The 15,547-nt window shown below is 68.5% G+C and carries 12 protein-coding genes; 8 read left to right on the plus strand and 4 right to left on the minus strand.

Features of this window, described 5'->3' with window-relative positions:
• Positions 1-79: 79 nt before the first annotated feature.
• Positions 80-1,444 carry a 3-oxoacyl-ACP reductase gene (locus tag SKC41_RS05265; protein ID WP_330976657.1) on the plus strand — a complete coding sequence of 455 codons (1,365 nt, stop codon included), beginning with the start codon at positions 80-82 and terminating at the stop codon, positions 1,442-1,444.
• Between the two features lie 72 nt (positions 1,445-1,516).
• Positions 1,517-2,362 (plus strand): MaoC/PaaZ C-terminal domain-containing protein, encoded by an 846-nt coding sequence (locus SKC41_RS05270; protein WP_330976658.1) that lies wholly within the window; start codon positions 1,517-1,519, stop codon positions 2,360-2,362.
• 8 nt (positions 2,363-2,370) lie between these two features.
• Here SKC41_RS05270 and SKC41_RS05275 read toward each other — a convergent pair whose 3' ends face one another.
• The 3 genes from SKC41_RS05275 to SKC41_RS05285 form a co-directional block, all read right to left on the minus strand.
• Positions 2,371-3,630, minus strand: a complete 1,260-nt coding sequence (locus SKC41_RS05275) for a chloride channel protein (protein ID WP_442931664.1) — start codon at positions 3,628-3,630, stop codon at positions 2,371-2,373.
• An 18-nt stretch (positions 3,631-3,648) separates the two neighbouring features.
• On the minus strand, positions 3,649-4,278 hold the full coding sequence (locus SKC41_RS05280; RefSeq protein WP_330976660.1) for a TetR/AcrR family transcriptional regulator: 630 nt from the start codon (positions 4,276-4,278) through the stop codon (positions 3,649-3,651).
• 66 nt (positions 4,279-4,344) lie between these two features.
• Complete coding sequence (locus SKC41_RS05285; RefSeq protein ID WP_330976661.1) at positions 4,345-5,487, minus strand: glycoside hydrolase family 3 N-terminal domain-containing protein; 1,143 nt, start codon at positions 5,485-5,487, stop codon at positions 4,345-4,347.
• A 127-nt stretch (positions 5,488-5,614) separates the two neighbouring features.
• On the opposite strand from SKC41_RS05285, the gene SKC41_RS05290 reads away from it, so the two are divergent.
• The 5 genes from SKC41_RS05290 to SKC41_RS05310 all read left to right on the plus strand — a co-directional run bounded on the left by SKC41_RS05290 (position 5,615) and on the right by SKC41_RS05310 (position 12,347).
• Entirely contained in the window at positions 5,615-5,875 is a 261-nt protein-coding gene (locus tag SKC41_RS05290) for a DUF2613 family protein (RefSeq protein ID WP_330976662.1), read from the plus strand.
• 93 nt (positions 5,876-5,968) lie between these two features.
• Positions 5,969-6,175: a DUF2613 family protein gene (locus SKC41_RS05295; protein ID WP_330976663.1), complete on the plus strand. Its 207-nt coding sequence runs from the start codon at positions 5,969-5,971 to the stop codon at positions 6,173-6,175.
• An 85-nt stretch (positions 6,176-6,260) separates the two neighbouring features.
• Positions 6,261-6,434 carry a DUF2613 domain-containing protein gene (locus SKC41_RS05300; RefSeq protein ID WP_066947240.1) on the plus strand — a complete coding sequence of 58 codons (174 nt, stop codon included), beginning with the start codon at positions 6,261-6,263 and terminating at the stop codon, positions 6,432-6,434.
• A 157-nt stretch (positions 6,435-6,591) separates the two neighbouring features.
• The gene (locus SKC41_RS05305; protein ID WP_330978755.1) at positions 6,592-10,812 is read left to right on the plus strand and encodes an alpha-(1->3)-arabinofuranosyltransferase; all 4,221 of its coding nucleotides are present in this window, start codon (positions 6,592-6,594) and stop codon (positions 10,810-10,812) included.
• An 86-nt stretch (positions 10,813-10,898) separates the two neighbouring features.
• The gene (locus SKC41_RS05310) at positions 10,899-12,347 is read left to right on the plus strand and encodes a lipase maturation factor family protein (protein WP_330976664.1); all 1,449 of its coding nucleotides are present in this window, start codon (positions 10,899-10,901) and stop codon (positions 12,345-12,347) included.
• 70 nt (positions 12,348-12,417) lie between these two features.
• On the opposite strand, the gene SKC41_RS05315 is transcribed toward SKC41_RS05310, so the two are convergent.
• Positions 12,418-14,064, minus strand: a complete 1,647-nt coding sequence (locus SKC41_RS05315; protein ID WP_330976665.1) for an acetolactate synthase large subunit — start codon at positions 14,062-14,064, stop codon at positions 12,418-12,420.
• An 80-nt stretch (positions 14,065-14,144) separates the two neighbouring features.
• On the opposite strand from SKC41_RS05315, the gene SKC41_RS05320 reads away from it, so the two are divergent.
• Entirely contained in the window at positions 14,145-15,521 is a 1,377-nt protein-coding gene (locus SKC41_RS05320) for an NADP-dependent succinic semialdehyde dehydrogenase (protein ID WP_330976666.1), read from the plus strand.
• Positions 15,522-15,547: the final 26 nt, after the last annotated feature.

The raw sequence follows: 15,547 nt of genomic DNA on the forward strand, positions 1-15,547 counted from the left end.
CCCACGGTTCTTACTCTGCAGTAAGTTCGTCCCCGATACGGTTGGCATGTACGGCACTCAAGAAACGGAAGGCAGCTCAGTGGCTCCCAATCGTTCGTCCGATCTGTTCTCACAAGTTGTCAACTCCGGTCCCGGAAGCTTCGTGGCAAAGCAACTCGGTGTCCCGCAACCCGAGAACCTGCGCCGGTACTCCGCCGGTGACCCACCCTTGCCCGGATCCTTGCTGATCGGCGGCGAAGGCAGGGTCGTCGAGCCGCTGCGGGCGGCGCTGGACAACGACTACGACGTGGTCAGCAACAATCTGGGTGGCCGCTGGGCCGACCGATTCGGCGGGCTGGTCTTCGACGCCACCGGTATTACGACGCCCAAGGGACTCAAGGCGCTGCACGATTTCTTCACACCGCTACTGCGTAATCTTTCCCACTGCGCGCGCGTGGTTGTGGTCGGCACCACACCGGACGCCGCGGCCGGCACCGACGAGCGGATCGCACAGCGCGCGCTGGAGGGCTTCACCCGCTCGCTGGGCAAGGAGCTGCGGCACGGTTCGACCGTCGCGCTGGTCTACCTGTCGCCGGAGGCCAAACCGGCCGCGACGGGCCTGGAATCGACTCTGCGGTTTATCCTTTCGGCCAAGTCGGCCTACGTCGACGGCCAAGTCTTCTACCTGGGCGCCGACGATTCCACCCCGCCGGCGGACTGGGACCGGCCGCTGGATGGCAAGGTGGCGATCGTGACCGGCGCCGCCCGCGGCATCGGCGCGACGATCGCCGAGGTGTTCGCCCGCGACGGTGCGCGCGTCGTCGCCATCGACGTGGAGTCTGCTGCCGAGGCGCTGGCCGAAACCGCGAGCCGGGTGGGCGGCACAGCGCTTTGGCTCGACGTCACCGCCGACGACGCCGTCGACAAGATCACCGAGCACCTGCGCGACCACTACGCCGGGCACGCCGATGTGCTGGTCAACAATGCCGGCATCACGCGCGACAAGTTGCTCGCCAACATGGATGACGCCCGCTGGGACTCCGTCCTGGCCGTCAATCTGCTTGCTCCGCAACGACTTACCGAAGGGCTGATCGGAAACGGCAGCATCGGTGAAGGTGGCCGGGTGATCGGCCTGTCGTCGATGGCCGGCATCGCCGGCAACCGCGGGCAGACCAACTACGCCACCACGAAGGCCGGGATGATCGGCCTCACCCAGGCGCTGGCGCCCCAGCTGCACGAGCAGGGCATCACGATCAACGCGGTGGCGCCGGGATTCATCGAAACCAAGATGACCGAAGCGATTCCGCTGGCCACCCGCGAGGTGGGCCGCCGGATGAACTCGCTGTTGCAGGGCGGGCAGCCGGTCGACGTCGCCGAGACGATCGCCTACTTCGCCAGTCCGGCGTCGAACGCGGTGACCGGCAACGTCATTCGCGTCTGCGGCCAGGCCATGCTGGGCGCGTGAGCCCGGTGACGATGCGGGCGGGAACGGCTCGCTGAGGAGGCGGACAATTCAGCCCGAGTTCAAGGAGAACGAATGAATCAGCCAAGCGGCCTGCGGAACATGCTGCGAGCGGCCGCCGGGGCGCTGCCCCTGGTGTCCCGGACGGATCAGCTGCCCAGCCGCACGGTGACCATCGAGGAACTGCCGATCGACCAGACGAACGTGGCCGAGTACGCCGCGATCACGGGTCTGCGCTACGGCAACAATGTGCCACTCACCTACCCGTTCGCGCTGACCTTCCCGGCGGTGATGTCGTTGGTGACGGGTTTTGACTTCCCGTTCGCCGCAATGGGTTCGGTGCACACCGAGAACCACATCACGCAGTACCGGCCGATCGCGGTAACCGACACCGTCGGGGTGCGGGTGCACGCCGAGAATCTGCGCGAGCACCGCAAGGGGCTGCTCGTCGACCTGGTGACCGACTTACATGTCGGCAACGAAACCGCCTGGCATCAGGTGACGACCTTCCTGCATCAGCAGCGCACCAGCTTGTCCGACGAACCCAAACCCCCACCGCAGAAACAGCCGAAGCTGCCGCCGCCGCCCGCCGTGCTGCGGATCACGCCGGGCCAGATCCGCCGCTATGCCGTCATCGGCGGAGATCACAACCCGATCCACACCAACCCGATCGCCGCCAAGCTATTCGGATTCCCGACCGTCATTGCACACGGAATGTTCAGTGCCGCAGCGGTATTGGCCAACATCGAAGCCCGGATACCCGACGCGGCGAAGTACTCGGTGCGGTTCGGCAAGCCGGTGATCCTGCCCGCGACCATGGGCCTCTACATCGAGGAGAACGACCGGGGCAGCTGGGAGCTTTCGCTGCGCAATATCGCCAAGGGCTATCCGCATCTGACCGGCAGCGTCCGTCCGCTGTAGCGAGCGGCTCAGCCGGCGCGTTCGTCGTGCTTCTGCGCGCGCACGCTGAGCAGCTTTTTCAGGCCGTGCGCGCCGGTCGCGGTCAGCAGGAAAACTCCGAACAGCCATAGCGGCGGCCGGGCCAGCTCCCAGACGAAGATCGCGGCCCAGATCGGCGAGCCCTGGGTGACCGCGAGTACCCCGGCGGCGCCGGTCAGCGAGACCGCCGGCACGTGTAGGTGTATCCCGGCGATCCAATTGATCGTCAACACCAGCACCGCCCCGGCGGCCGCACCGGTGGCCAGCGACGGCGTGAGCATCCCGCCGGCACCGCCGGCGCGCAGGAACAGCGCGGTCAGCAGCGGCTTCAACACCAGGATCGCGATCGCCGCGGTCAGCGTCAGCCCGCTGGCCAGGCTGACGGTCAGGATGCTGCGGCCGTTGCCGGGCAATTCGGGCAACCAATGCGAGCAGACACCGATCACCAGCCCGGCGCCGGCGAGGCCGGGGATCAGCACCCAGCTGCGGATCTGGCGGGCCGGGCGTGCCACCGCCATCAGCCGGTTGAACGCCAGGCCCGCGACCAGCGCAACCGGGGCCATGATCAGCCCGTGCGCGGTCAGCAGGTAGGTGGACTCCCCGATCGGCCACTCCAGGTTGGGCTGATCGCGGGTGATGGCCGAGCCGATCGCGACGGCCAGGCTGGAGGTCAGACATGCCGCGCCCAGCGCCCGGGGATGCCAGGTGTTGAGCATGATCCGCACCGAGAACAACGCGCCGGCCAGCGGCACGGCGTACACCGCGCCCAGCCCGGCGCCCGCCGCGCAAGCCAGCAGGATCTCGCGGTCGCGGCTGGACAGCCGCCTCAGCCAGCCGGTCCCGAAATCGCTCAGCGCAGCCGCGAATTGGCGTGGCGCGCCCTCCCGGCCCAGGGATGCCCCCGAGCCGACCAACAGCACCTGCAGCATGGCGTCGATGCTCCAAGACAGTCGCGGTATCCGTTCGTGGCGGGCGATGGTTCCGGCCAGCGGCGGCACCTCGGCCCGGCGCCGCAACACCCACCAGCCCAGCCCGGCCAGCGACGCGCCGACCATCGGCCCCAGCGCACGGCGGACCGGACTGCTGCCGGCGACCCCGGCCAGCAGGGTGCCGAAACTGTAGTTGTAGGTCAGGTGCGAAACGATGTGCAGCACGAACGTCGTCGACAGCCCGGCGACCCCGGCCAACAGGCCCACAATGACGACGGCACAGAAGAAGTCGACATTGCGTCCCGAGGTCCAGGCGCGCACGCGGGGCACTGGACGAATCTAGCCCGCATTGCGCGTCGAGGCGCTGACGTCCTGATCCACCGGCACGCCGCGAAGGCCGTGCCAGAACAAGTCGATCATCAGCTCGGCCGCCTCGTCGACGTCGATGTCGCCGGTGGACAGCCGGTTGGCCATCGCCTCGCCGGCGCCCACCAGTGCGACGGCCATCATCTGATGCTCGGCATCCGTGCGCGGCGTGCGACTGTTTTCCCGGACCAGGCCGGCAACCAGCTCGATGATCTGCTCACGTCCCTCACGCACGGTGTGGGCAAACGCCTGCGAGCTGATGGCCTGGGTGTACATCACGATCCAGGACGCTCGGTTGGCGTCGATGTAGCGCAGGAACGACCCGATGGTGTTGCGCAGCAAGTCTCTCGGGCTTTGAGTGAAGTCGATGTCGGCGCGCACCGCGTCGATGAACCGGGTCATCTCGCGATTCAGGCAGGCGCCGAACAAGTCCTCTTTGGAGCCGTAATACAGGTAGAGCATCGGCTTGGAAATCTCGGCCGCGGCGGCGATGGTGTCCATCGACGTCTCGTGGTAGCCGTTGACCGAGAACATCTGCACGGCCGCGTCAAGCATCTGCTGTTCCCGGACAGCACGCGGTAGCCGCTTGGTACCACCTGCCATCGCTGCGCCCTTTCCAGCCCTTCGGGCTGTGTCAATCTGACTCCAGGGTAACGATCGAGCGGCCGTTCAGTGTCCACAAGTCCGGGCGGGTCCCTTCATCGTCGCCACCCGAACCAGCGATTGGTCCACCGCCGGCAACGCCAATTCGCCTGCGGATACTGCCTTTTCGAGGCGGTCCAGGACCGCGGGGACTTCGTCGGTGGTGACCCACAGCGCGACGTCGATGCCGGCCTGCAAACTCCGCAGCGCCGCTTCGGCAACGCCGAACCGATCGGAGATTGCGGCCATGCTGGACAGGTCGTCGCTGAACACCGGCCCGTTGAAGGGTGGGGCCCCGTAGCCGATGCCGTCGCGCAGCAATTGCACCGCGGGCCGGCTCAAACTGGCCGGGTCGTCGCCGGTCAGTCCGGGAACCTGCAGGTGGCCCACCATGACAGCGACGGGGGTCGCGGTGATCAGCGTCCGGTACGGCACCAGGTCGCTGGTTTGCAGGTCGCTCAGCGGCGGCGTGGCGACGCCGCCCTTGTGCGAATCCCCGGACCCGTGCCCGTGGCCGGGGAAGTGTTTGAGCACCGGCAGCACTCCGGCGTCGCGCAGGCCCTGCGCGTAGGCCCCGGCGTAAGCGGTGACGACAGCCGGGTCGTTGCTGAACGAGCGGTTCCCGATCACGGCGTCGTCCGGCTCGTCGGAGACATCGACCACCGGGGCGAAGTCGACGGTGATGCCCAGGTCGTGCATTTTCTTGCCGCGTTGCGCCGCCTGGTCGTGGACCTGCTCGACGGTTTGGGTCTGGGCCAGCTGCCGGGGTGAGGGGGCGGTCCCGATCAGCGATTTCAGCCGCGAGACCCGGCCGCCTTCTTCGTCGACGCTGACCGCCAGCGGCAGCGGCCCCGCGCTGCCCGCGATCTCGGCCAGTGGGCCCTTGAAGATGTCCAGGTCCGTCCAGCTGCCGATGAAGATGCCGCCGACGTGGTAGCCGTTGACGACCGCGCGGGCGTCGTCGGCGTTCTTCACCCCGACCATCAGCAACTGGGCCAGCTTGTCGCGGGTCGACAGCTTGGCCGTGGGGTCACCGCAAACCGGAGGCGCCGGAGGTGCGGCGACCACCTTGCTGCTCGTGGATGCGGGGGGCCGGCCGGTGTCGTGCCCACACCCCGCCACCACAGCGGTGGCGGCGACCAGCACGGCCAGAGTGCGCGGAAAAGGCATCGGGACATGGTGTCACGACGGGTATGCGCGTCGATGCGCGCCCGACTGGGCGAATCCGTGGGCGCCGACCGCGTGGCCGGGATACGTTAGCCACACGCCCGCGAGGACAGGCAGGGAGGAGGCAGCGATGACTGCCTTCACGCTGGCAGCCGCGGCAGGTATCGCCGCGGGTATGGCGATCGGTGCCGTCGCCACCGTCGGCGTCACGCTCGCGGCCGAAGACCACACCATGGTGCCGGCCCGAGCCCCGTCCAACCCGTCCTCGCACTACCTCGTGCAGTACGGCGACCGGTGCATCGGCGGGTATTGCCTCCCGTGCGACAACCCGGACGACTGCTTGAACCAGATCCCGCCGATACCGGCACTGCCGCCGGAACTGCAGCCCTGACGCGACCCGCGGCGCTGCCTCACGGGTAGGAGCCGCCCTCCCGGCTACGTTGGCTGCAGACCCAATTTGACTGGCAAGGGGAGGAGCCAGGCGATGACCGGGTGCACGCTGGCCGCTGTCGCCGGCATCGCGGCGGGGCTGACGATCGGTGCCGCGGCGACCATTGGCGTAACGCTCGCCGTCGAGGATCACAGCACGGCGCCGGTGCAGACCGTCCCGGCAGTGCGCAGCCTTTCCGTGCCCTACCCCGTGCAGTACGGCGACCGCTGTTGGCACGGTCACTGCATACCGGTGCCGTGACTGACGCTCAGCGGACCGGGACGGCCGTTCTGCTAGGTTGACTTTCGGGTAGTCCTCCGTGACACCGCGAACCCCGAGGAGACCGATGAACCGGATCATTGCGCCCGCTGCCGCGAGTGTGGTGGTTGGTTTGTTGCTGGGCGCGGCCGCGATCTTCGGGGTCACCCTGATGGTGCAACAGGACACGAAGCCGCCACTTCCCGGGGGCGATCCGCAGTCGTCAGTGCTCAACCGGGTCGAATACGGCAACCGTAGCTAGCGGCGATCGCGGGCGCGGCGGGTCGCCACAACAGGAAGACGCCGGGCGCAGCGGGTCGTCAGTGCAGGATGACGCCGCGCGCAGTGAATTACCCCCATCGGAGCCGGCACGTAATCCGCCGGCGGCGGACTCGGCCGCGGGTTTTTCCGTCACTCCGCTGTCCCGGCGCTGGCTGTTGCTGGTCGGCGCGATCTGTCTGGCGCTGACGTTCGCGCAATCCCCCGGGCAGGTGTCCCCCGACACCAAGCTGGACCTGACCGCCAACCCGCTGCGCTTCCTGGCCCGCGCGACGAACCTGTGGAACAGCGAGCTGCCATTCGGCCAGACGCAGAATCAGGCTTACGGCTATCTGTTTCCGCACGGTGCGTTCTTCGCGATCGGCCACCTGCTCGGCGTGCCGGGCTGGATGACCCAGCGGCTGTGGTGGGCATTGCTGCTGACGGTCGGCTTCTGGGGCTTGCTGCGGGTCGCCGAGGCGCTCGGGATCGGCAGCCCGACATCGCGTCTGATCGGCGCCACCGCGTTCGCGTTGAGCCCGCGGGTGCTGACCACGCTCGGTTCGATCTCGTCGGAAACCTTGCCGATCATGCTGGCGCCGTGGGTGTTGCTGCCGACGATCCTGGCTTTGCGGGGTGGCGGCGGCAGATCGGTGCGGGCACTGGCCGGCCAAGCGGGGCTGGCCGTCGCGCTGATGGGCGCGGTCAACGCGATCGCCACGCTGGCGGGTTGCCTGCCGGCGGTGATCTGGTGGGCCTGTCATCGGCCGAATCGCTTGTGGTGGCGCTACACGGGGTGGTGGCTGTTGAGTCTCGTGCTGGCGATGCTGTGGTGGGTCGTCGCGCTGGTGCTGCTGCGTAACGTCAGTCCGCCGTTCCTGGACTTCATCGAATCCTCGGGTGTGACGACGCAATGGTCGTCGCTGGTCGAGATGTTGCGCGGTACCGACAGCTGGACGCCGTTCGTGGCCCCGACCGCGACCGCGGGCGCGCCGCTGGTCACCGGATCGGCGGCCATCCTGGCGACCTGCCTGGTCGCGGCGGCCGGGCTGGCCGGGCTCGCCGGCACCGGGATGCCGGCCCGCGGACGGCTGGTGACGATGCTGCTGGTCGGGGTGGTGCTGATGGCCGTCGGCTACTCGGCCGGATCGGGAGGCGGGCTGGGTTCGCCGCTGGCGCATGCGGTGCAGCTGTTCCTGGACGCCGCGGGCGCACCGCTGCGCAACGTGCACAAGGTGGAGTCGGTCATCCGGATCCCGATCGTGCTGGGCGTCGCCGCGCTGCTGGGCCGGGTTCCGCTACCGGGCAGCGCGCCACGGGCGCAGTGGGTGGGCGCGTTCGCCCACCCCGAGCGCGACAGGCGGGTCGCCGTGACGGTGGTGGTGCTGACCGCGCTGCTGGTCAGCACCTCGCTGGCGTGGACCGCGCGCCTGGCACCGCCGGGCACGTTCAGCGCGATCCCCCGCTACTGGCACGACGCCGCCGACTGGCTCAGCGCGCACAACACCGGCACGCCCACGCCCGGACGGGTGCTGGTTGTCCCGGGTGCACCGTTCGCCACGCAGATGTGGGGCACCACCCACGACGAGCCGCTGCAGGTGCTCGGCAGCGGCCCGTGGGGCGTGCGCGACTCCATCCCGTTGACCCCGCCGCAAACCATCCGGGCGCTGGATTCGGTACAACGCCTGTTCGCCGCCGGCCTCCCGTCCGCCGGGCTGGCCGATACCCTTGCCCGCCAAGGTATTTCGTATGTGGTGGTGCGCAACGACCTGGATCCCGACGCATCGCGTTCGGCACGCCCGATCCTGGTGCATCGCACCATCGACGGGTCGCCGCGGCTGCTGAAGGCGGCGCAATTCGGCGAGCCGGTGGGGCCTGGCACGTTGCCGGGGTTCGTCGCCGACAGTGGGCTGCGGCCGCGCTATCCGGCGGTCGAGATCTATCAGGTGGCAGCTCCCGGCAATCCCGGCGCCCCCTACTTCGCCGACATCGATCAGCTGCCCCGCGTCGACGGCGGACCCGAAGTGCTGCTGCGTCTCGACGAACGCCGCCGGCTGTTGGGCCAGCAGCCACTGGGTCCGGTGCTGCTGACCACCGACGCCCGCGCTGCCAACCTGCCCGTGCCGGTCGTGACGGTGACGGACACCCCGGCGGCGCGGGAGACCGACTACGGCCGCGTCGACGAACACTCGTCGGCGATCCGCGCCGACGGCGACACCCGGCATACCTTCAACCGGGTGCCCGACTATCCGGTCCCGGGCGCCGAACCGGTATTCGGTGGGTGGAACGGCGGCCGGATCACGGTCTCGAGTTCGTCGTCGGATTCGACCGCAATGCCCGATGTCGCTCCGGCGACCTCCCCCGCCGCCGCGATCGACGGCGATCCGGCCACCGCATGGGTGACCAATGCCCTGCAAGCCGCGGTCGGGCAGTGGATGCAGGTGAACTTCGACCACCCGGTCACCAACGCCGCGCTCACCCTCACACCCAGCGCGACCGCGGTGGGTTCCCAGGTCCGTCGCATCGTGATCGACACCGCCACCGGCAGTACCACGCTGCGCTTCGATCAGCCCGGCAAGCCGCTCACCGCGGCGCTGCCCTACGGCGAAACCCCGTGGGTGCGGATCACCGCCGCCGGCACCGACGACGGATCCAGCGGCGTGCAGTTCGGCATCACCGACCTGTCGATCAGCCAGTACGACGCGTCGGGCTTCGCGCACCCGGTCGACCTGCGGCACACCGTGCGAGTGCCCGGTCCGCCGCAGGGCTCGACGGTCACGGGCTGGGATTTGGGCACCGAACTGCTCGGCCGGCCGGGCTGCGCCGCGGCGGGCGACAGCGTGCGCTGCGCACCGTCGATGGCGCTGGCTCCGGAGGAGCCGGTGAATTTCAGCCGCACCCTGACCGTTCGGGCGCCGGTGTCGGTGACCCCGCGGTTGTGGGTGCGGCCCCGGCAGGGCCCCAACTTGGCCGACCTGATCGCCGAGCCGAATACGACTCGGTCCCAAGGTGATTCGGACACGGTGGACATCCTCGGTTCAGCCTACGCGGCCACCGACGGCGATCCGGCCACCGCCTGGACGGCGCCGCAGCGCGTGGTGCAACACAAGAGCGCGCCGACGCTGACGCTGGTCTTGCCCAAGCCGACCGAGGTCGCCGGGTTGCGGCTGCTGCCCAGCCGGTCGACGTTGCCCGCGCGGCCGACGGTGGTGGCCGTCAACCTCGGCGACGGCCCGCAGGTCCGCAAACTCCCGCCGAGCGACGTGGGGGCGGCGCTGCCCCAAACGCTGTCGTTGCGGCCCCGGGTCACCGACACCGTCACCGTCAGCCTGCTGGACTGGCAAGACGTCATCGACCGCAACGCGCTGGGCTTCGACCAGCTCAAACCGCCGGGGCTGGCCGAGGTCGCGGCGCTGGGCGCCGACGGCAACCCGATCGCCACCGCCGACGCGGCGCGCAACCGGTCGCGCGAGATCGTCGTCGACTGCGACCATGGCCCGGTCATCGCGGTCGCGGGCCGGTTCGTGCACACCTCGATCCGGACCACGGCGGGAGCGCTGCTGGACGGCGAGCCGACAGCGGTGAGCGCCTGCGATCCCAATCCGATCGCGCTGCCGACCGGGCAACAGGAATTGTTGATCAGCCCCGGCGCCCAGTTCGTCGTGGACGGGGCACAACTCTCGACCGCCGAATCGCCCGGCCCCACCGGGATTTCGACGGTGCCGGCCGCCACGGGGGCGTGGGGGCCCGACCGTCGCGAAGTGCGGGCCCCGGCGTCGCCCACCTCCCGGGTGCTGGTCATTCCCGAAAGCATCAACCCCGGCTGGGTGGCACGCACCAGCACCGGGACCCGGTTGACGCCGGTGGCCGTCAACGGATGGCAGCAGGGTTGGATGGTGCCCGCCGGAGATCCCGGCACGATCACGCTGAGCTTCGCGTCCAACTCGCTGTACCGGGTCGGGCTGGCCGCGGGCCTGGCATTGCTGCCGATGTTGGCCATGCTCGCGTTGTGGCGCCGGCGCGGCCGGTCCGACGACCCCCCGGCGCCACCGTGGACGCCCGGGCCCTGGGCGGCGGCGCCGCTGCTGGCGGCCGGGGCGGTGATCGCCGGCGTGGCGGGGGTCGTCGTGATCGGCGCCGCTCTTGGCCTGCGGTACGCGCTGCGTGATCGCGAGCGGTTGCGCGACCGGATCACCGTCGCCGCCAGTGCGGGCGGACTGATTCTGGCCGGTGCGGCGCTGTCGCGGCATCCCTGGCGGTCGGTCGACGGGTACTCCGGGCATTCCGCGAATGTCCAACTGCTGGCCTTGATTTCGCTGGCGGCGGTCGCCGCCTCGGCGATCGCCCTGCCCGATCGCGGGCGCCCGGCACGCGACCAATAGCGTCTCCGGCGTTGGCTGGCCGTGCATCGGCTGGTTGACTGGAAACGCGGAATCGTATGACCGCCGCTGTCCGAGGAGTTGTGGCCATGGAATGGTTTTCAGCCCCCGACTACTGGTTGGGCAGGTTCGTGCTCGAGCGCGGCGTGGCGGCCATCTACCTGATCGCGTTCGTCGCCGCCGCGCTGCAGTTCCGCGCCCTGATCGGCGAGCACGGAATCCTGCCGGTGCCGCGGTTTTTGGCGGGGCAGTCATGGTGGCGATCGCCCAGCATCTTTGCGCTGCACTACTCCGATCGGCTGTTCGCCTCGGTGTCCTGGCTCGGCGCCGCGCTGTCGGCGGCCGTGGTCGTTGGCGCGGCCGACCTGCTACCGCTGTGGGCCGCGATGTCGATCTGGCTGATGCTGTGGGTGCTCTACCTTTCGATCGTCAACGTCGGGCAAGCGTGGTATTCGTTCGGCTGGGAATCCCTTTTGCTGGAAAGCGGATTCCTGATGATCTTCCTCGGCAACGACCGCGTCGCACCGCCGATGCTGACGTTGTGGATGGCGCGACTGCTGCTGTTTCGGGTCGAGTTCGGCGCCGGGCTGATCAAGATGCGCGGCGACGCATGCTGGCGCGACCTGACCTGCCTGTACTACCACCACGAAACCCAGCCGATGCCGGGTCCGCTGAGCTGGTTCTTCCATCACCTGCCCAAGCCGCTGCATCGAATTGAGGTGGCGGGCAACCACTTCGCGCAGCTGGTGGTGCCGTTCGGGTTGTTCGCGCCCCAGCCGGTGGCCAGCGTGGCCGCGGCGATCGTCGTGGTCACGCAACTATGGCTGGTGATGTCGGGCAACTTCGCCTGGCTCAATTGGTTGACGATCTTGCTGGCGTTCAGCGCCATCGACGATTCGGCGGCCGCGCTGCTGGTGCCGATACCCGGACATCTCGCGGTATCGGCGGCGCCGCTGTGGTTCGTGGTCTTGGTGGTGGGCTTGGCCGGCGCGGTGCTGTTCCTGACGTACTGGCCGGTGCGCAACATGTTGTCACCTCGTCAGCGAATGAACATGTCGTTCAACCCCTTTCATTTGGTTAACACCTACGGCGCCTTCGGCAGCATCGGCCGTGTCCGCCGGGAGGTGGTGATCGAGGGCACCGACGAACCGCGGCTCAGCGCGCAGACGGTGTGGAAGGAATACGAATTCAAGGGCAAACCCGGCGCTCTCGGGCGCTTGCCGCGCCAGTGGGCGCCCTATCATTTGCGGCTGGACTGGCTGATGTGGTTTGCCGCCATCTCACCGGGTTACGCCCAGCCATGGCTGAAGCCGTTACTGCAACGACTGCTGCGCAACGATCGGGTCACGCTGCGGCTGTTGCGGCACAATCCTTTTCCGGACTCGCCGCCGCGCTATGTGCGAGCCCAGCTCTACCAGTACCGCTTCACCACGCCGGCGGAGTTGCGGCGCGATCGGGCGTGGTGGCACCGCGCACTGGTGGGCCAATACGTGTCGCCGATGACGCTGCAGAAGACGACAGCACCGCCCGCCGGCTGATCCGGGTCAGCCGAGGCTGCCCAGGGGTCGGCGCCCGCGACGGCGTTCGCTGAGGAACATCCACGAAGGCCTACAGCGTATCGTCCAGTTCGCCGAGCCGGTCGGTCAGCCGCAAATTCTCGGAGTAGTCCACCGGGCAGGCGATCAGCGACACCCCGTCGTCGGCGAGCGCGGCCTGTAGCGTCGGCAACAATTCGTCGGCGCTGCTGATCCGATATCCTTTGGCGCCAAAGCTTTCGGCGTACTGCACGATGTCGGGGTTGTCGAACTTCACGTAGTAGTGGTTGCCGAGCTCGAGATCCATCTTCCACTCGATCAGGCCGTAACCGCCGTCCTCCCAGATCAACACCACCAGCGGTATCTTCTCTCGCACCGCGGTCTCGATTTCCTGCGAGTTCATCAGGAAGGCGCCGTCACCCACCACGGCAAGCACCTTGGACTCCGGGCGGGCCAGCTTGACTCCCAGCGCTCCTGGAAGCGCAAAGGCCATGGTGGACAAGCCATTCGAGACAAGGCAGGTGTTGCGCTCATAGGTCGGGTAGAGCCGGGCCATCCACATCTTGGTCGCGCCGGTGTCGACGAGCACGACGTCGCTGCGGCCCAGCGCGGCCCGGATGTCGGCGACAATTCGCTGGGGCGCGAGCGGGTAACGCGAATCCTGTTGTCCCCGAGCGAATTCCTCGGCGAGCAGGCCGGACCCGGGTACCTCGTCGGCGTGCTCGATGCTGTGACCCGCGAGGGCTTCGGTCAGGGCGTTGAGCGAAGCACTGATGTCGCCGATGATCCCGACACCGACCGGGTAGTGCATGTCGACCTCGGCCGGGAAGCGATGGATGTGGATGATCTGTTTGTCGGCTTGCGGGTTGATCCGGACCGGGTCGAATTCCTGCAGTTCGTAGCCGACCGCGATCACGACGTCGGCGTTGTCGAACCCGAAGTTGACGTAGTCGTGGCGCATGAAGCCGATGGTCCCGATGCTGTTGGGGTGATCGTCGGGCATGACGCCCTTGCCGTGGAAGGTGTTGGCGACCTGAATGCCGAAGTCCTCGGAGAACCGGACCAATGCCGCGGTGGCATCGGCGCGCGCGGCACCGTGCCCGGCCAGCACCACCGGCCGCTTGGCGCCGCGCAGGATGTCGACCGCGCGTTCAATCTGTCCGGGAGCCGGTGCCTCGGCGCGCACCACGTTGCGCGGTAGCGGGCTCAGCTCGTAGTCGGTCTCGTCGGCGTCGATGTGCTCGGGCACCGCGAGGTAGACCGCAGCCGGGCGTTCGGCCTCGGCGACCTTGAACGCCTTGCGGAACATCTCCGGGATCGCGCGTGCGGTGGGCACACCGTCGGCCCAGCGGGTAATCGGGGCGAACATCGAGACCAGGTCGACGTACTGATGCGATTCCTTGAATTGGCGGTCCTGACCGACCTGCGCGGAGATCGCGACCATCGGGGTGCTGTTGGTGGTGGCGTCGGCCACCCCGAGCTGCATGTTGATCGCCCCCGGGCCCAACGTGGCCGACACCACGGCCGCCCGGCCCGTCACGCGTCCATACATCTCGGCCATGAACGCCGCGGCCTGCTCGTGGCGGGTCAGCACGTAGCGGATCTGCGAGGACGCCAAGGCCTGGACGAACCGGATGTTCTCCTCGCCGGGCAGCCCGAAGACCACCGAGACACCCTCGTTTTCCAGGCACTGAACCATCAGCCGAGCCGCTGTACTCATCCGCCACCTCCCTGTCGCCACGATAGTGGCAATCTGGATAGCGGACGTTTTATCAACCCTCGCAACCGAAGGATGTCAGCGTGTCGATCGCGACTACTAACCCGGCCACCGGCGAGACCGTGAAGACCTTCACCCCCGCGACAGACGACGAAGTCGATGCCGCGATCGCGCGTGCGCACGCGCGGTTCCTGGACTACCGGCACAGCACCACGTTCGCGCAGCGCGCCGAATGGGCCAACGCCACCGCCGACCTGTTGGACAAAGAGGCCGACGAAGTCGCGGCGATGATGACCCTGGAGATGGGTAAGACCCTGAAATCGGCCAAGGCCGAAGCGCTCAAGTGCGCCAAGGGTTTTCGGTACTACGCCGAGAACGCCGAGCGCCTGCTGGCCGACGAGCCGGCCGAGGCCGACAAGGTCGGTGCGAAAAAGGCCTACACGCGCTGGCAGCCGCTTGGGGTGGTGCTGGCGGTGATGCCGTGGAACTTCCCGCTGTGGCAGGCCGTGCGGTTCGCCGCGCCGGCGCTGATGGCCGGCAACGTCGGCCTGCTCAAGCACGCGTCCAACGTGCCGCAGTCGGCGCTGTATCTGTCCGATGTCATCGCCCGCGGCGGGTTCCCCGCGGACTGCTTCCAGACGCTGCTGGTGTCATCGAGTGCGGTTGAGCGCATCCTGCGCGACCCGCGCGTGGCGGCGGCCACCCTGACCGGCAGCGAGCCGGCCGGTCAATCGGTCGCGGCGATCTGTGGCGACGAGATCAAGCCCACCGTGCTCGAGCTCGGCGGCAGCGACCCGTTCATCGTGATGCCGTCGGTCGACCTCGACGAGGCCGTCAAGACCGCCGTCACCGGCCGCGTGCAAAACAACGGGCAGTCCTGCATCGCCGCCAAACGGTTCATCGTGCACACCGACATCTACGACGCCTTCGTCGACAAGTTCGTCGAGCGCATGGCCGCCCTCACGGTCGGCGACCCGACCGACCCGGACACCGACGTGGGCCCGCTGGCCACCGAATCGGGCCGCGACGAAATCGCCAAGCAGGTCGACGACGCCGTCGCGGCCGGCGCGAAAATCCGTTGCGGCGGAAAGACTCCCGACCGGCCGGGGTGGTACTACCCGCCGACGGTGGTCACCGAGATCACCAAGGACATGGCGCTCTACACCGAGGAGGTCTTCGGTCCGGTCGCCTCGATGTACCGCGCCGCCGACATCGACGAGGCCATCGAGATCGCCAACGCCACCACCTTCGGGCTGGGTTCCAACGCCTGGACCAACGACGAGGCCGAACAGCAGCGCTTCATCGACGACATCGAGGCCGGCCAGGTCTTCATCAACGGGATGACCGTGTCCTACCCCGAACTCGGGTTCGGCGGCATCAAGCGCTCCGGCTACGGCCGCGAACTCGCCGGCCTCGGCATCCGCGAGTTCTGCAACGCCAAGACCGTCTGGGTCGGCTAGGCTCCGCGCCGAGCGTGGGGCCTACG

Origin of the sequence: Mycobacterium sp. 050128, assembly GCF_036409155.1 — a bacterium.
Classification (GTDB): Bacteria; Actinomycetota; Actinomycetes; order Mycobacteriales; family Mycobacteriaceae; genus Mycobacterium.